Raw genomic sequence first — 17,770 nt, forward strand, 5'->3', positions numbered from 1 at the left:
TGATGTTACAAAATGAAGATAAGGTAATAAAATTTGGCACAATTTTAATAGGCGCTTTTATTGCGGTTTTTGTGCTATGGATGGGTTTTGCTCCGCTTGATAGCGCGGCTGTGGCACCAGGCAAGATAGTAGTTTCAAGTAATAAAAAACTAATCCAGCACCTTGAAGGCGGTGTGGTAGAAAAAATCTATGTAAAAGATGGCGATGTAGTAAAAGCGGGCGATTTATTAATAGAGATTAAAAACGCTCAACTAAACAGCACCATAGATATATTAAAAAATGAATATTTACAAAATAGCGTCATTGTAAGTCGCTTACAAGCACAAAGAGATGGCAATAAAACCATCACTTGGGCTGATGATATTAAAAACGAAAAAGGCTTTGAGCTAGCAGCTAGCGGACAAGAAAGCATTTTTAACGAGCAAAATAAGCTATTAAATGATGAAATTAGTATCTTAAAACAAAGAATAGACCAACTTCAAAACCAAATAGAAGGTACAAGAGCTATCGTTAGCTCACGCACAGCGCGCGTAGCATCATTAAATGAAGAAGCAAAAGAATGGCAAAGGCTATATAAAGAGCAATTAACCGATAAAATCCGCTTGCGAGATATAGAGCGCGACCGCACCGAAGCACAAGGACAAATCGCTAATGGCAAAGCTGAAATAGCAAGACTTTTAGTCCAAATCTCCGAAACCGAACAGCAAATTTTATTTAGAGAGCGCAGCTTTAAAGAAGATATCCTAAAACAATACGAAGATGCTAAAACTAAGCTTAATGACACAGCAGCCAGACTTCGCGCTATGCAAGATCAACAAGAAAGAGCAGCCATAAAAGCCCCAGAAGATGGCACCATAGTAGAGCTTAACGCACACACCATAGGCGGAGTAGTAAAACCTGGCGAAACCATAATGAGCTTAGTGCCTACAAATGCTGAATACATCATAGAAGCGCAGTTGCCAACCGTGCATATAGATAAGGTTTTTGAAGGCTTGGATGCGGATTTGATGTTTAGCGCATTTAATACGCAAACTTCACAGATTGTAGAGGGCAAGCTTACTTATGTATCAGCTGATGTGCTTGAGGATCGCTATGGCAATCCTTACTACCAAGTAAAAGCCGAGCCAACCGAGCGCGGTTTAGAAAAAATCAAAGAAAACGGCTTTTTTTTCGTGCCTGGAATGCCAGCAGAAGTAGTGATAAAAACGGGTCGCCGCACTATGTTAAGCTATTTGCTTAAACCATTTAGCAGAATGTTTGCAAAAGCATTTAATGAAGATTAAAATTTCAAGGATTAAAGATGAAAAAAAGCTTTCTTAAAATTTCTTTTATAGCCTTTATTGGCATTAGCATCGCAAACGGAGCTGATGTTAGTTTAAGCAAAGCTTATGAAATGGCATTAGAAAACGATAAAATCGTAAAAAGCACGATGTATGAAAATTTAGCTGCCAAAGAGCGCACATGGCAAGCTACTGCTACGCTTTTGCCGAGCATAGAAGCAACTTATGTATATAATGGCGAAAAATACAACAAACAATATCCTGGCATCAAGGATAAAATGGACGAAACCTACCAACGCTATGGCGTTACGCTAAATCAGCAAGTTTTTCGCCCTGATTTATGGTATGGACGCGCACAAGATAGCCTAAGAGAAGATGGCTATGATTTGATCTACGAACAAGCAAAACAAGATCTAGCAAACCGCGTGGCAATGGCGTATTTTGAGCTTGCTTATGCTAATAAAAGCTTGGAATTAGCAGCTATTTTAGAAAATACCAATCGTTTAAAATTTGATCAATTAAGCAAGCGTTTAGAGCTTGGCCTTGCTAATAAAATGGACACGCTTGAAGCAAATGTGCGCTACGATCAAGCATTGCTTGGCGTTAGCAGAGCCCAACGCCGTATCGAAGTAGCAAAGCTAGCCTTAGCCAAGCTAACAGGGCAAGAAATAGGCACTTATGATGATTTTGAAAATTTACAGCTTGATTTTTTTGAGAGCGTGGATACTAGCAAATATGAAAATGTCTTTGCCAATCACGAATACCAACAAAGCCAAATCGCATCTAAAATCGCCATATATGAAAAAAATAAGCGTATCGCAGCCTTTTTGCCAACTGCTGATTTTAGTTTGAGTTATTCTAATTATGACTATAAAGAAAAAGTGCGTTTTGGCGATGAAAAAAATAAAGTAGAAACAATGTTTCGTGTGAGTATGCCGATATTTAAAAGCGGTTTAACTTATGCGAGAATGCAAGAAGGCGAATATTTAAAAATGTCAAGCCTAACAAAAGAGCTTGATACACAACGCAAGGTAGAAATCGATCAAAAAACCGCCATTAGTGATTTTCGCAATTATCTAAGCGAGGCTAAGATTATGAGAAATTCCGTCCAAACCGCTAAGCTTTATCAAATCTCAGTAGAGCGCGGTTATAATGAAGGTTTGCGCGATGTGATAGCGCTTTTTGATGCGCGCGCTAGGGTTCATCAAACAATGCTAGATTCGCTAGAAGCCTCACATAAATTGGTGCTAGCTTATATTAAACTTGAATACTTAATCGGCGCAATTAGCCCTCAAACTATTCAAAATTTACAAAGCGTTTTTGTAAAAAAATAAATAAAATTATGGAGTAAATTTTAAAATTTTGCTCTTTAAAATTAAAAATAAATTTTAAAATTTCTCCACTAAAAGATTAAAATTAACTTCTAAAATTTTGCTTTTTTAAAAGAGTAAAAAATAAATTTTAAAATTTTATTTTTTTGAAAGATTAAATTTTATTCCGCCCTTATTAAAAAATAAAATTTTAAACTAAAAGCGCGATAAACTACTTATAAACAGCTAGCGAGCGCACATAAATAAATTTTAAAATTTATTTATTATTAGCTGTGCGAGTATTGCGGCTTTCTTTTGCTTGTTTTTCTAATTGCTTTTTTTGGATTTTGAAAATATGCTCATCAAGGATAATGATAGAAAAAGAGCCTTCAATAACGCGTATATCATTAATAAAGCCCTTTACTTTAACTTCGCGTTTTTTGCTTTCATTAAAAAATGCCTTGGCTTCAAAAGAGATTATATCGCCGACTTTTGCCGGGGCCAAAAAATTAACGCGCGAGGCTATTGTGATTAAAAATTCACTATTGATAGCCACTTGCGCAGCATAATTGGCCGCTGTATGTAAAAAGCTATTAAACACCAAGCCATCTTCATCATAAGCCATTTCTTTTGTCGTGCTAAAACGAGTTTTTGCAAAATTTTCTTTCATATCATAAACATAGCCTGTATAAACTGGCTTAATTTCATTTCTTATTTTAATTTGGTTTTCAAAGCGCGCAAGATCTTCGTTATTTAAGGCTGAAAACTCGTTTATTTCGGGGTTTGGTTCTTGGGTTATGATTTGTTCTTGATTGTTTTCTTCGTTTGGCATTTTAACCTCTTAATTTTACATAAATGCGTTTTGGTGGCGCGTAGCCTTCTATGGTAAAGGCTTTATCATCGCTTAAAAACTGCTCTAAACTCTGCCCATAAATCCAAGGCGTTAAGCGTTGTTCGTTTTCGTCTGTAAGGCTAGAAAATAACGGCTCAAAGCTCTTAAACTTAGCCCTATACGCCCAGCCTTCAAGCGCTTTAAGACTTGGGATAAAAAATACATTGCTCATCTTAGCATAGCTTTTAGCAGGGCTTAACACTAGTTCATCATCACGCTCTATAAAAAGCGTATCAAGTATTAGCTCGCCATTATCGCTTAGGCCTGCTTTTAGCTGTTTTAGTGTGCTAATAGGATCGCTTCTGTGATAAAGCACGCCAAGGCAAAAAATCAAATCAAACTTGCCTTGCGCCCTTGAATAAGCCGGTAAATCTTGCACGCCTAATAACTCATAAGCAATTTTTGTTCGTAAAAAATGATTTATAAAATAAAATTGAGAAAAAAATAATTTTGATGGGTCAAAACCTACGATTTTTGCTGGATTTTGAGCTAATAAACGAAACATATAATAGCCGTTATTGCATCCTACATCACACACGCGCTTATTTGTAGCATCAAAATATTTTAAAAGAGCGTTAAATTTTATAAAACTATTCCATTCAGCATTTATAAAAAGCTCGTTTATTTTAAATGGGCCTTTGCGCCACGGCCTTAAATCAAGGGCGATTTTTGTGATTATTTCATCATCGGCACCATTTAATTTTAAGCTTAAACAATCCGCATTTTCAAAGCTTAATAACTCACCTTTTAGCGTGTTGATTTGAGCTAAAAGCGCATCTAGGCCAGCTTGATTTAAGCCCTTATTCATTTTTGCTTTCTTCTTCTAGTTGTTTTTCAAGCTCATCGATGGCTTTATTTTCTTCTTCTTCGTTAATTTCTGGTAATTGCTTGATTTTTGTGTGGTTTTTTGATTTTTTTGTAGGGAGTTTTTTGATGTCGGCAAAATCAATTATATTTTCATCGCAGACCTTATGATACATACCCGATGCATCGTAAAACTCGCGGCAATCATTATAATATCTAGCCGAAACCCCGCGTTCATTAACATAACACGCGCTAAAAAATACAGGCAAAATAAATAAAAGTTTTTTCATATTTAAAATTTTAAAATAAGCTAGGGCGGAAAACCCGCCCAGAGTTTAATCTAGCATAAAGCGTTTAAAAGATGGCGCGTCTAAATCATCAGAATTTGGCCTGATATTTGGTCTAGGCGCTGGCTTATGATAAAAATCAGCAAATAAATCATCTGTGCCTGTTTTTTGCGTAGGCATAGGTTTGATTTGTTGTGGGGTTGGGTCGATTTTTTCTTCTTCTTTGTCGGCAAAACCTGTGGCTATTACGGTAACTTCTACTAAATCTACTTGCATATTTTCATCTGTAATGGTGCCAAAGAAAATATCAACCTCGCCATCATCATCAACAGTATCTCTAAGCAAGCCCATGGCTTCGTGTATATCGCCTTGTGGATGAGCTGGATGAAAGCGAAAATTAGCTAGCACGCCTTTTGCGCCTTTTATGTCTATGTTATCAAGCAGTGGCGATTGTATGGCGCATTTTATAGCTTCTTGGGCTGAATCCTCGCCCGTTGCTTGCCCTACACCCAAAAGCGACAAGCCACGATGGCTCATCGCCGTGCAAACATCGGCAAAATCCACATTTATATCACCATCGCCTGATTCAAGTATAACAGAACTCATACCGCTTACCGCATTTGCAAGCACAGCATCTACTATCTTAAAGCTATCTTTAAAGCCTACATTTTTGCCAGCTATTGCTAATAATTTTTCATTAGGGATTATTACTATACTATCGCATTCTTTTTTAAGCTCGACTATGCCTTCTTGGGCTAATCTCATGCGTCTTTTACCTTCTGAGTGAAAAGGGGTGGTTACTACTGCTATGGTAAGAGCGCCTATATCTTTGGCTGCGCGAGCTACAATAGGCGCAGCGCCCGTGCCTGTGCCACCACCAAAACCTGAGGCGATAAATACTATCTTAGCATCATCTAGCATAGCTTTTATTTGCTCATAGCTTTCTTCGGCTGATTCTCTGCCAACTTCTGGGCGCATACCTGCGCCAAGCCCTTTGGTTCTTTTTTCGCCAAGTTGTAAGGTTGTGTATGCTTGTGATTTTATTAGAGCTTGTGCATCGGTATTAGCTGCTAATAAATCTACCCTATCCATACCTGAGAGCTTGTTTATACCTTCGCGTATAATATGATTTATGGCATTACCGCCGCCACCACCTACGCCTATTACTTTAATTTTTACATCAAAAGCTATTGTGTTACCTTCTTCTATGCTAAAAGCACTCATTTTTAACCCCTTAAAATAAATTTTTAAAATAATTAATTACTTTAACCAAAGGATTGATTTTTATCCTAGGTTTAAATACTTTTTGATTTGTTGAATCGCCTTCAAGTTTTATGCCTAATTCACCATTTGCGGATATTGGCAGTTGATTGTTTTGTGCATTAAAATTTGAAGCATTTGTCCTATCTAAATCTTGCACACTCGCTAAGCCAGTGCTTTTGCCAATAATTGGCGGTTCGCCTTTATAGCGCATTTTGTGTTCGCTGTCTTTTTCATATGGTGTAAATTTTCCAGCGCCATATAAGCATAAACCTATGGCACATGAATATGCTGGGTCTTTATAATCATTATCTAATCCTTCTATATCAATTGGTTTGGCTATGCGCACTGACATATTATTAAATATTAAAGTAGCTAGTTCTCTAAGTCCTTCAAGCTTTGTCATACCGCCGGTTAATACCACGCCTGCGCCACAAAGATGGGCATAGCCTGAATTATTTAGCATTTCAGCTAGTAATAAAAGGGTTTCATTTACCCTAGCAAAAACCACCTCAGCTATGATATTAACATCTGTTTGACGCAATTCATCCTCATCGCCTATATCTGGCAATAACACCTTTTCTAAGCCTTGTCTTTTAATATCGCCTAGTTTTAGCTTAACATCTTCTGCTTTTGAAATAGGCGTGTGGATAATAGCTGATATATCATTAGTAATAGAAACTGAGCCAACGCCCAAAAAATCAGCATAGCGCATAGAATTTCCAGCATGAACTATCATATTGCAAGTTGCCCCACCCATATCTATTAGCGCAGCGCCAAGGGATTTTTCATCTTCATTTAGTGTAGCAATTGCCGAGGCATAGGCTGCTAAGACGATATTATCAGCCTTTAAGCCTGCTTTTTCTACTGCCTTGCGTAGATTTATCACAGATGAGCGTTGGGCTGCTATGATGTGAGTATCTACTTCGAGTCTATTGCCATTCATACCAAGTGGATCTTCTATGTTTTCTTGCTCATCAAGTTTAAAATTATACGGCAAGGTGTGGATTATTTCATACTCGCTAGGAATTTTAACCCTATACTCCACATCTTCAAGCAAGCGTGAAATTTGAGCCAAATTTACTTCTTTTTCTGGCATATTTATAGCGTTATTGGCTTCTATGTTTTGTATATCTTTGCCACTAAGTGAAACTATTACGCGATCATAATTTGTTCCAGCGATGCGCACTACATCATCTACTGCGGATTTTATGGAGTTTGCTGCTAATTCTATATTTGTGATGGAGCCTTTTTTTAGCCCTTTTGATTCGCAAGAGCTAATGGCGATTATTTTCACACCGCCTGAATTATTTAATTCTGCTATCGCAGCGCAAATTTTAACAGATCCGACATCTATACCTAAAATTTTAGCCGACACTTTCAACCTTTATTTATAATATTTTTTAATAATGTATTGTTTTTGTAAGGCTAAGATTAAGCCTTGTTCTAACTGAGATTTTTTGATATTAGCTGCATTGCTGGCTAATAAACTAGCAAATTGCTTATTTGGCGTAAATAAGTTTTGCTCGATAATTTCATAAACCACAGCCTTATCATTTAGCAAAATATAACCACTTTTATCAGTGCTGGCAAAAACCTTGCTGATAAACTCTATGCTTTCTTCTTGGCTTAAACCTAAAATATTTTCATCGCTATCTTTTGAAATTTTAATCTTTTGTTTTAATTCTTCTTTTTTTTCTAGGCTCGCCTTGGCATTTGCTTGTAAATTTTCACGCATTTTTTTGAGTTGCAATGCGCTTAAAACATCGGCCTTTGCTTCTTCGTAGCTTTTTGGTTGCGGGGCGATGATTTTGGCTATTTTGGCTATTAAATATCCATTTTTATAAGTAAATGGTTTTAGCACTTCGCCTTCTTTTGCGTCTTTTAACTCATCGAGTGGAAAATCATTTGTGTTGGCGCTGTCTATTATTAAAATTTCACTAGCGTTTTTGTCGCCTTTTTTAATTTTTAAATACTCTTCAAGCGCGCCTTTTTTGGCGTTTTTAAAGGCTAAATCAGCCATTACAGCACTTTTTGCTTCTTCAAAAGGCATAATTTTATCGCTACCATCTTTATAATCAGCGCGGTTTTCATCATAATATGCTTTTAGCGCGTTTTCATCGATTTTTTCATCTTTTGCTACTGGGATAAAATGCGTGTTTAGCTCGTATTTTTGGCTAGATAAATATAGATCTTTATTTTTATCCCAGCTTTGTTTTATTTCATCATCGCTGATTTTTGGCAGTGTGGCTAAAATTACTTTGGCTTTTATTGTATCGCTCATTGATATATCGGCATTTAATAGCTCTTGTGCTAGGGTGTCGGCTTTTAGTCCTAGGGTAGAAAGAAGTTTTTGTGCTAGCAAATTATCTTTTAATTCGTTTTCGTATTCTTTTGGGGTGATTTTTAATCTTTGTAGGGTGCTTTGATAGGTTTTTGTATCAAAGGTGCCATCTTTTTGAAAATTAGGTGTTTTGATTAGCTCGCTTATAAGCTCTTCATCACTTATATCTAACCCCAAATCCTTAGCATAATTTAAAAGCAAAGCTTGATCTATTAGGCTTTGCGTGGCGATATTTACTAAGCCTAATTGCTCTGCTTCTTCTTGGCTTAATTGTCTTTGGCTTAGCTGAGAATAATAATTAAAAAGCTTGGCATAGGTTTGCTCAAAACGCTGATAAGATATATCTATGTCGCCGACTTTTGCTATTGAAGTAGCACGGGATTTATTAAAATCATAAGCTCCCCAGCCCACGAATCCAGCGCCAACAAAGGCTATCGTGCTAACCCAAATAGTAACAACTAGATATTTTTTGTGTTTTTGCATCCAAGTAATCATTTATAACCTTAAAAAAATGCGAGATTTTACCGCAATATTCTTTAAAAGAGGCTAAAATTTCTATGTTTTTTAACGCTAAAATGTGAAAAATTTTAAAGAATTTCACAAACTTTCACATAAAAAGTTAAATTTTCTTAAAAAAGAGCTAGAAATTATTAAAATTTATCCGCAAAAAGCCAGAAATTTTAAAATTTTAATTAGCTTTAAGGGCAAAATATTTTATTGTAATTTTATTTATAAGCTAAGTAATAAGCCGGGCTAGCGGATTTACAATACTCTACTAGCCTAGCAAAATTAAAATTTTAATCTATTAATAGCATATGCAAGATCCAATAACAAAACGCCGAACCGAGCATAGCTGCTGGTATGGTAATAACCCAAGCAAGCCCAATAGGTTTAAGCAAGGACCAATTCGCGCTTTTATTATATAATCCTATGCCAAGCACAGCACCAATTAGCACATGCGTAGAGCTAATAGGCAAGCCCATGTGAGTGGCTACTAAAATCACCACAGAGCTTGCTAGCTCAGCGCTAAAACCTGTCGTAGGCTCTATGTGAGCGAGTTTTGAGCCTACTGTGGTAATTACTTCTTTACCCAAAAACCAAAGCCCTACAACCAAAGCCACGCCAAAGGTGGCCATTGCGATAAACGGCACTGGCGAGCTAGAATTAATTGAGCTAGTTTTTAGCACATCTAAAATCGCCGCAAAAGGGCCTACGGCGTTTGCTATATCGTTTGCGCCGTGAGAAAAAGCAAAGCTTGAGGCTGTAAAGATTTGAAACCATCCAAATACGCGATTTATGCCTTTTATAGGATTATCTTTTTTTATCATATTTACAATTGCAAAGCTAATTAAATAAGCACAAATTGAAATAACAAAAATCATCCAAAGCGTCTCAGCCACGCTAAAATCAAGCTTTAAATTTTTTAAGCCCTTAAATAATAAACTAGCTGAAACCACAGCCGCGCCACAAGCTGCTACGATTGGGATATTCATACGCATATATTTTAGCACATCAATACTGCGCTCGTTTTTTTTCATTCTTCTTAGCTGGTCGCGGTATTCGCTACGCACGGCAACGGTGTTTGTTATATCATCTTCGTCATCTTCTTCAGCAGCCGCGGCTACTTTTCTAAGGGCTGAGAGTTGCTCGGCCTCACTTTTTGTGCTAAGTTCTTTAAAATATTGATTTTTATATGTTTTGCGCTCTTTTTTTAATGTTTTTACTTTTTCGTGTAATTGCACAGAGGGCGTGATGATTTTGGTTTTTACATAGCCAAAAACCATATAAGCTATTATTCCGCCAGCTACTGGGCTTATAAACCAGCTAGCTACTATTTCTAAAACCTTGCTCCATTTTATTAGCCCAGCAGTATCGCTCCAAGTGCCAAAATGTATCATTCCCATAGTGATACCAGCGCCTATTATACCGCCTACGATTGAATGGGTAGTAGATACTGGCATACCAAATTTTGTAGCCACAAACAACCACGCACCAGCACTAAATAACGCTCCCATCATAACCCCAGCAAATGCCATAGGTGGTACTGAGCTTTGATCTGATAAACTAATAATCCCGCTTCTTATGGTACTAGTTACTTCGCCACCAGCAAATATCGCACCGCTTAGCTCAAAAACAGCTGCGATTATTAAAGCCTGCTTAATGGTAAGGGTTTTAGCGCCCACGCTAGTACCAAAACTATTTGCTACATCGTTGCCACCGATATTAAAGGCCATAAATATACCAAAAACACTAGCTAAAATAAAAAGTAAAAGATGATTGCTTGGAATATAATTATATCCCCAAATAAAAAAAGCAAAAACTGAAATTATAAAAAATATCAAGGCAAAAAGATTATCTTTGCCAGCAAAAATTCCTCTAAACACGAATCCTCCAAGTATTGTTTATTTATCTTTATTATTTATTTATACTTTACATAAATGCCCCCAAGCTTGGTTTATTTAGAATTTGCTATTAAATTTGCGTATTTTACGGCCTCTTCGTAGCTTTTTGTGCTAGCAAGGCCTTTGTATGCTATATCAAAAGCCGTGCCGTGATCTACGCTGGTGCGGATTATTGGCAGATTTAAGCTTACATTTATTGATTTATCAAAATACAAGGCTTTTAGCGGTGCTAGACCTTGATCGTGATACATCGCTACTAGATGATTGCAAGATTTGAGCGAGTTTGCATTAAAGGCAGCATCAGCTACTAAGGGGCCGATGAAAATTTTATTATTTAAATTATGATTTGCTTTTTTGATGGCTTTTTTGATGGCTTTTTCTTCACAACCTAGCACGCCATTATCGCCAGCGTGTGGATTTAAGCCTAAAACACCGATTTTATTAAATTGAGTGCAAGCATAAAAATCAAGCAAAAACTTAAATAAAGCTTTACTTTTTATTTGCTTGCTTACTTTTTTTAATGCTAAATGATCGGTAAATAAAGCGCAAAATAGCTCTTGGCAACCTAACATCATAATGGCTTGTTTTTTGAAAAAATCGCTTAAAGCATCTGTGTGGCCTACATATTTTATGCCAGCTTTTTGCCAGGATTTTTTATTTATTGGTAGGGTTACTAGCGCATCTGCTTGGGCGTTTTTTGTGAATATTAGGGCATTTTTAAAGCTTAAAAAAGAAAATTTACCACTTTTTTTGCTAATTTTACCTGGATGAATTTTAAAATTTTCCCCGCATTCATAAATTTTAAAATCAGCCGGGATATTGGCATTTAAAATTTGTGCGCCTTGGAATAGCAAATTTTGATTTATAAAATAAATTGGATTACAAAAAGATTTGATTTTAGAATGCGCTTTTATAGCGATTTCTAGCCCTACGCCGTTTATATCACCGATACTAATTGCGATGGTTTTCATGTAGCTTCTTTGAAAAAATTCACAAATACTAACACAATATAACTTAAACGGCTCTAAACAATCATAAAGATTTTGGAGCTTTAAGCAAATTTTAATAATTCTAGCTTAGCAAGATTGTTTGTGAAATTGTAAAATTTGCATTGAGAGTTTTACAAATAAACTCGCTTTTTATATTTTAATAAAGATAAATTTTAAAATTTGCGTTGAGGGTTTTATACAAATTGTAAGAATTTATTAAAATTTTATTTATTTTTTTCTTCGCTAATTAGCGTTTGTATGTATAAATTGATATGCTCCATATCATCTTGGCTTAATTTTAGCATTACATCTTGTTTTACATTGGCTAGGCCGTATGCGCCTTTTTCGCCTAAGCCACCGTTTTTATACTGCTTCATCATTTCAAGTCTTACGGCAAAATCCAAATCCTTAATTGGCGGAACCTCGCCCATATAGGCTTTTTCGGCTTTTTGGCCGTGGCAGACGATGCAATCTTTTGCATATAATGCCTTGCCATGATTTATTTTGCTTTGTAAAATTTCTTGCTCGCTTTTTTCATTTTGCGCACAAGAACTAAACGCTATGCTAATGAATAAAAAAATAAAAAATTTGATTTTTAACAAATATTTATCCTAAAAATTATTAAAATTTCATTGAAATTTCAAATTTTAAAATTATATTAAAAGTATCTTAAAAGTTTTTGAATTAACATAACTATTATTAAAATAAAATTTTCATTACAAGCTTAAAATAGTTATTAATTTATTGTTATAAAGTTATTTAGTTACCCGCCTGTTTCATAAAAGGCTCGTGTGGAAATTTCATCATCTTGCCATCTGTTTTTTTCTGGTTTATTTGCTAAAACATCAGTTAGTATTTGCTTAGCGCTGGCTAAATCCCCGCTTTTCATCGCCTTTAAAATGCTACGCCCTTCATCAAAATACAAACAAGGTATCAACAAGCCCTCACTACTTAATCTAATGCGATTACAAGTAGAGCAAAAATCGCAATTATGCGGATTTATCAAGCCAAAAATATAGCCATTTTCAAGCACAAAAAGTCTGCTTGGGCTTTGCTTGCTCTTGGTAATTTCTTTGATTTTATGCGTTTTGGATATTAGGTTTAAAATTTCATCAGAGCGCATGGAGCTGATTTGGCTGCTAGCGTGGGAGTTTTCCATATATTCAATAAAACGGATTTGCGCGTTGATATCTTGGGCAAATTTTAATAAATCTAACAATTCATCATCATTTATCCCGCGCATTACAACAGAGTTTAGCTTTACTTTAAAGCCTAATTTACAAGCCTCATTTATACCTTCTTTTACTTGCAAAAGGCCATCATAGCGGGCAATTAGCTTAAATTTTTGCTGGCTTAGGGTATCAAGGGAGATATTTATGCGTTTTAAGCCTGCATCTTTTAAAACGCGTGCTTTGCTTTTTAGATAGTATCCGTTTGTAGTCATTGCCAAATCAACAAAAGGCGCGTAATTATAAATCATCGCTATAAAATTATGAGCATCTTTTCGCACCAAGGGTTCTCCGCCTGTTATGCGGATTTTTTTAATCCCGTTATCAATACAAATTTTAACAAAATCAAACATCTCTTCATAGCTTAAAATTTCATTATGGCTAAGACTTTTAATGCCACTTTCTGGCATACAGTATTGACAGCGAAAATTACATTTTTTAGTAAGTGATATACGCAAATAATCAATTATTCGCCCGTGTGCATCTACTAGCATTTTTATCTTTTAATTATTTGAATGTTTGCGCTTACGCGAAGTTTATTAAAATAATCTTCTATCATCGCTTCTTTTTCTTGAGCTATCATAGCTTGGGCCACATTTTCTTCTATATCTTCAAAATTTGGTGTGTAAATACCATCTTTATCATTTATTTTAAACATCACATAAAAGCCGCCTTGTGGGATAATTGGCGTAAAATCGCCTATTTTTGTATTAGCAACAAGCTCGACTAAGCGCGCATCTGTGCTGGTGGCTGAGATTTTTTGAGCTTTTGCGCTTAGGGCGTTATTTGGTTTTTTAGCCTTTAAATTTTCTAAATCTTGCGCATTTTGAGATGAATATTGCGTGATAGTAGCATTTATAAAACGCGAAAATAAGCTTTTGTTATTTTGGTAAAATCTGCGCGCATTTTCTTGGGTTATGTTTGCGTTTGGGCGGTTTGTTATGTTGGAGTAGAGTTTTTCTAGGGCTATATTATTTTTTACTTGCGCCCTAAAATCATTTATATTTACGCCTTGATTTTTTAATGCTTGTTCAAAATCGCTCCAATCCTTAAAGCCAGAATGCGCGCCTATTTGGCTCATTTGAGCGTTTATTTCAATCTCGCTAGGATTTATCTCCATGGCTTTTATTTGCGCATCTTCTAGCTTTTGGCGGATTAAGATATTTAAAGCTTGGCTAGGGCTTATTTTTAAAGCATCAATTAGTTTTTGTATGTCATAATCTGTTATTATCTCGCCATCGATTATCGCGCTTATGCCATTTATGTATTTGGCGTTTGCGCCACTAAGAAAAAAAACGCAAAAAAGCGCAATTAAAATTTTGTAAATTTTAAAATTTCTAAACATTTTAACCATAAATTACACCTTTTTAAACAAAATAAAGCTAGAATTATAGCCAAAAATTTTAAAAATGGACTAGAAATGCTTACTACTAGATTTGCCCCAAGCCCCACTGGCTTTTTACATGTTGGCGGACTTCGCACCGCACTTTATAATTATTTATACGCTCGCAAAATGGGCGGTAAATTTTTACTTCGCATTGAAGATACAGACCTAAAACGCAACTCACAACAAGCCGTAGTAGCAATACGCGAGGCCTTTAACTGGTGCGGATTAGACTACGATGGAGAAGTAACCTATCAAAGCCAAAGGTTTGAAATTTACAAAAAATACATTGATGAATTATTAAAAAATGGCAAGGCCTATAAATGCTATATGAGCAAGGTAGAACTTGATGAGCTTCGCGCTAGCCAAGAAGCTAAAAAGCAGCGCCCAAGATATGACGGGCGTTATCGCGATTTTAACGGCACACCGCCTGCTGGCATAGAGCCTGTAATTCGCATAAAAGCGCCAAATGAAGGCAAGATTGAGTTTAAAGATGGCATTAAGGGCTTGGTTAGTTTTAATTGCGATGATATTTTAGATGATTTTATAATCGCGCGAAGTGATGGCACGCCAACTTATAATTTTACCGTGGTAATAGATGATGCGCTAATGGGTGTTACGCATATTTTGCGTGGCGATGATCATTTAAGCAACACTCCAAAACAAATTGTGCTTTATGAAGCACTTGACTTTAAGATCCCTGAGTTTTTTCATGTGGCGATGATAAACGGCTCTGATGGTGCTAAATTAAGCAAACGCCACGGCGCAACCGATGTGATGGAGTATAAAGATATGGGCTATTTGCCTGAGGCTTTGCTAAATTTTTTGGTGCGTCTTGGCTGGTCGCATGGAGATGATGAAATTTTTAGTCTAAATGAAATGATAAATCTTTTTGATCCACACGATATAAATAAAAGCGCTAGCACTTATAATTTAAGCAAATTAGAATGGCTAAACGCACATTATATTAAAACCTTGCCTTTTGAGCGTTTAGCTGATGCTTTGGAGCATTTTGATATGGATTTTAGGGCTATGCCAAAGGGTCAAATGCTACTTGATATGCTTAGAGCGCGCGCTAAAACGCTAGTTGAGCTAAAAAGCTCAGCCTTTATAATCATAAACGAGCCAAAAAACTATGATGAAAAAGCCCTTAAAAAATTTGTAAATGACGAGAGCAAGGCACTTTGTAGATTATATTTAGATGCTCTTAGCTCTTATGAGGGCGCATTTGATGCTAGCGGGATTGAAAGCTTTACAATGAAATTTTTACAAGCCAATAATAAAAGCTTAAAAGATATAGCTCAAAATATCCGCATAGCATTAACGGGTGGGGCGGTTAGTCCTGGGATTTTTGAAATAATGGAATTTTTAGGCCAAGCCCAAATCAAAACTCGCATAGCAAATTTTATAAAAAACGCATAAAAGGATTAAAATGATAAAAATCGGCATACACGGAGCAGGCGGTAAAATGGGGCGCGAGATTATCGCTAATTTAGCAAACTCTGGCGCGGTTTTAAGCGCAGCTTATGATAAAAACGCACAAAATATCAGCGATTTAGCACAAGCTACAACTAGCCTAAAAGAGCTTTTTGATAAAAGCGATGTGGTGATTGATTTTAGCATTGCAGCTGGGGCTAGCGATCTTTTAAATTATGCTAGAACAAACCCAAAACCGCTAGTAATAGGCACAACAGGCCTAGATGAAGCCACGCAAATTTTAATCAAACACGCAAGCGCGGCTATGCCTATTTTACAAGCTACAAATATGAGTTTAGGCGTGGCCGTGCTTAATCGCTTAGTAGGCCTTGCAAGTAAAATTTTAAATGATTTTGATATAGAAATCGTAGAAATGCATCACCGCAAAAAAATCGATGCGCCAAGTGGCACAGCTTTAAGCTTAGCACAAAGCGCAGCCCAAGCTAGAAATTTGGATTTAAATAAGGTAAGGGTAAGTGGGCGAGATGGCGCAATAGGCGCAAGAAAACCTGATGAGATTGCTGTAATGAGCCTAAGGGGCGGAGATATTGTGGGCAGGCATAGGGTTGGTTTTTATAATGATGGAGAATTTATAGAGCTAAATCACACCGCTACAAGCAGGGCTACTTTTGCAAAAGGTGCGATAAAAGCAGCCATTTGGCTAGCCAACAAAGAGCCAGGCAGATATAGCATAGATGATAGTTTAGGATTATAAAATGTGCGCGATAGTAGGGATAATAAATCAAGAAAGCGCGGCTAAAAGTGCTTATTATGGCTTGTTTGCATTACAGCATAGAGGCCAAGAAGCAAGCGGAATAAGCGCAAGTTGTGAGCATCACATAAGCACGATTAAGAAAAAAGGCTTGGTAACTGATGTTTTTAATGAAGAAAAATTAAACTCTCTAAAAGGCGCGATGGCAATAGGACACAATCGCTACTCCACAGCTGGCAAAAATAGTGGCGATGATGCCCAGCCAGTAGCTGCTAAGTATGATTTAGGCGAGATTAGCATAGTTCATAATGGCAATTTAATAAACAAAAATGAGGTTCGCAATGCGCTTGTGCGTGATGGCGCGATTTTTCAATCAAATATGGACACAGAAAATATCTTGCATTTAATAGCCAAAAGCACGAAAAACACGCTAACAGATCGCATAATTGAAGCACTTGAAAATATTAAAGGCGCTTATTGTTTGCTTATTTTAAGTCGTTCAAAAGTTTTTGCGGTGCGAGATCCTTATGGCGTGCGCCCTTTAAGTCTTGGCAGGCTAAAAAACGGCGGCTATATCGTAGCTAGCGAAACTTGTGCCTTTGATTTGCTTGGGGCAAAATTTATCCGCGATGTGCGACCTGGCGAGATGTTAATTTTTAGCGAAGGCAAAGATGAATACAAAAGCGTTCAGCTTTTTACGCCAAAACCGCGTATTTGCGCGTTTGAATATATTTATTTTGCTAGGCCTGATAGCGTAATTGAGGGCAAAAATGTTTATGATATTCGCAAAAAATTAGGGCAAATGCTAGCGCAAAAATCAACTTGTAAGGCCGATTTAGTAATCCCTGTGCCTGATTCTGGCGTACCTGCTGCTCTTGGCTATGCTAAAAGCGCTGGGATTGATTTTGAGATGGCGATAGTGCGAAATCACTATGTAGGGCGCACTTTCATCGAGCCAAGCCAAGAAATAAGAAACCTTAAAGTAAAATTAAAATTAAATCCTATGAGCGCTGTGCTAAAAGGCAAAAGTGTCGTGGTGATTGATGATAGCATCGTTAGAGGCACGACTAGCAAGCGCATTGTAGAAATGTTGCGCCAAGCAGGAGCTAGCAAAATCCATATGAAAATCGCCGCCCCAGAGATAAAATTCCCTGAAATTTACGGCATCGATACCCCGACAAAAGAAGAGCTAATTAGCGCGCAAAAAAATGTTAATGAGGTTTGCGAGTTTATCGGTGCCGATAGCTTGGAGTTTTTAAGCATTGATGAGCTTAAAATGGCACTGGGCGCGCAAAATGAATATTCTTTGGTAAGTTTTGATGGGGATTATTTTATCAAATAGCCTTGCTTTGTAAATTTTATGGCTTATTTAGCATTTATAAAATTAAAATTTAGGCTTAA

General features: G+C 36.6%; 15 protein-coding genes and 1 pseudogene. 5 read left to right on the top strand and 11 right to left on the bottom strand.

Features of this window, described 5'->3' with window-relative positions; genetic code table 11:
• Nucleotides 1-2 precede the first annotated feature (2 nt).
• Both CINF_RS06520 and CINF_RS06525 read left to right on the top strand, forming a co-directional pair.
• Nucleotides 3-1,283: an HlyD family type I secretion periplasmic adaptor subunit gene (locus CINF_RS06520; RefSeq protein ID WP_240156099.1), complete on the top strand. Its 1,281-nt coding sequence runs from the start codon at nucleotides 3-5 to the stop codon at nucleotides 1,281-1,283.
• 17 nt (nucleotides 1,284-1,300) lie between these two features.
• Nucleotides 1,301-2,614 carry a TolC family protein gene (locus CINF_RS06525; RefSeq protein ID WP_178697031.1) on the top strand — a complete coding sequence of 438 codons (1,314 nt, stop codon included), beginning with the start codon at nucleotides 1,301-1,303 and terminating at the stop codon, nucleotides 2,612-2,614.
• Between the two features lie 253 nt (nucleotides 2,615-2,867).
• Here the strand turns inward: CINF_RS06525 and CINF_RS06530 are convergent, their stop codons facing one another.
• From CINF_RS06530 to CINF_RS06580, 11 genes and pseudogenes are all read right to left on the bottom strand, one after another.
• Nucleotides 2,868-3,422 (bottom strand): PaaI family thioesterase, encoded by a 555-nt coding sequence (locus CINF_RS06530; protein WP_178697030.1) that lies wholly within the window; start codon nucleotides 3,420-3,422, stop codon nucleotides 2,868-2,870.
• Between the two features lies 1 nt (nucleotide 3,423).
• Nucleotides 3,424-4,290: a tRNA 5-methoxyuridine(34)/uridine 5-oxyacetic acid(34) synthase CmoB gene (gene cmoB / locus CINF_RS06535; protein ID WP_179974956.1), complete on the bottom strand. Its 867-nt coding sequence runs from the start codon at nucleotides 4,288-4,290 to the stop codon at nucleotides 3,424-3,426.
• A gap of 112 nt (nucleotides 4,291-4,402) precedes the next feature.
• A pseudogene (locus CINF_RS08995) lies at nucleotides 4,403-4,576 on the bottom strand (hypothetical protein); the annotation flags it as partial.
• A 45-nt stretch (nucleotides 4,577-4,621) separates the two neighbouring features.
• Nucleotides 4,622-5,797, bottom strand: coding sequence for a cell division protein FtsZ (ftsZ, locus tag CINF_RS06545; RefSeq protein ID WP_178697028.1), 1,176 nt, complete (start codon nucleotides 5,795-5,797; stop codon nucleotides 4,622-4,624).
• A gap of 10 nt (nucleotides 5,798-5,807) precedes the next feature.
• Nucleotides 5,808-7,211, bottom strand: a complete 1,404-nt coding sequence (gene ftsA / locus CINF_RS06550) for a cell division protein FtsA (RefSeq protein ID WP_178697027.1) — start codon at nucleotides 7,209-7,211, stop codon at nucleotides 5,808-5,810.
• A 9-nt stretch (nucleotides 7,212-7,220) separates the two neighbouring features.
• On the bottom strand, nucleotides 7,221-8,672 hold the full coding sequence (locus CINF_RS06555) for a peptidylprolyl isomerase (RefSeq protein WP_179974957.1): 1,452 nt from the start codon (nucleotides 8,670-8,672) through the stop codon (nucleotides 7,221-7,223).
• 302 nt (nucleotides 8,673-8,974) lie between these two features.
• Nucleotides 8,975-10,561: an inorganic phosphate transporter gene (locus tag CINF_RS06560; RefSeq protein WP_240156100.1), complete on the bottom strand. Its 1,587-nt coding sequence runs from the start codon at nucleotides 10,559-10,561 to the stop codon at nucleotides 8,975-8,977.
• 71 nt (nucleotides 10,562-10,632) lie between these two features.
• On the bottom strand, nucleotides 10,633-11,550 hold the full coding sequence (pdxA, locus tag CINF_RS06565) for a 4-hydroxythreonine-4-phosphate dehydrogenase (protein WP_179974958.1): 918 nt from the start codon (nucleotides 11,548-11,550) through the stop codon (nucleotides 10,633-10,635).
• 242 nt (nucleotides 11,551-11,792) lie between these two features.
• The gene (locus tag CINF_RS06570) at nucleotides 11,793-12,170 is read right to left on the bottom strand and encodes a c-type cytochrome (RefSeq protein WP_179974959.1); all 378 of its coding nucleotides are present in this window, start codon (nucleotides 12,168-12,170) and stop codon (nucleotides 11,793-11,795) included.
• A gap of 161 nt (nucleotides 12,171-12,331) precedes the next feature.
• Nucleotides 12,332-13,291 (bottom strand): GTP 3',8-cyclase MoaA, encoded by a 960-nt coding sequence (moaA, locus tag CINF_RS06575; protein WP_179974960.1) that lies wholly within the window; start codon nucleotides 13,289-13,291, stop codon nucleotides 12,332-12,334.
• Nucleotides 13,292-13,293: 2 nt separating this feature from the next.
• Nucleotides 13,294-14,151 (bottom strand): peptidylprolyl isomerase, encoded by an 858-nt coding sequence (locus CINF_RS06580; protein WP_179974961.1) that lies wholly within the window; start codon nucleotides 14,149-14,151, stop codon nucleotides 13,294-13,296.
• A 66-nt stretch (nucleotides 14,152-14,217) separates the two neighbouring features.
• On the opposite strand from CINF_RS06580, the gene gltX reads away from it, so the two are divergent.
• Genes gltX through purF form a run of 3 tightly spaced genes read left to right on the top strand, consistent with a single transcriptional unit; the run spans nucleotide 14,218 to nucleotide 17,711 of the window.
• Nucleotides 14,218-15,603: a glutamate--tRNA ligase gene (gltX, locus tag CINF_RS06585; protein ID WP_179974962.1), complete on the top strand. Its 1,386-nt coding sequence runs from the start codon at nucleotides 14,218-14,220 to the stop codon at nucleotides 15,601-15,603.
• A 10-nt stretch (nucleotides 15,604-15,613) separates the two neighbouring features.
• Nucleotides 15,614-16,372, top strand: coding sequence for a 4-hydroxy-tetrahydrodipicolinate reductase (gene dapB, locus CINF_RS06590; protein ID WP_179974963.1), 759 nt, complete (start codon nucleotides 15,614-15,616; stop codon nucleotides 16,370-16,372).
• Nucleotide 16,373: 1 nt separating this feature from the next.
• The gene (gene purF, locus CINF_RS06595) at nucleotides 16,374-17,711 is read left to right on the top strand and encodes an amidophosphoribosyltransferase (RefSeq protein ID WP_179974964.1); all 1,338 of its coding nucleotides are present in this window, start codon (nucleotides 16,374-16,376) and stop codon (nucleotides 17,709-17,711) included.
• The last annotated feature ends 59 nt before the right edge of the window (nucleotides 17,712-17,770 follow it).

This window comes from Candidatus Campylobacter infans (assembly GCF_013416015.1).
GTDB lineage: Bacteria > Campylobacterota > Campylobacteria > Campylobacterales > Campylobacteraceae > Campylobacter > Campylobacter infans.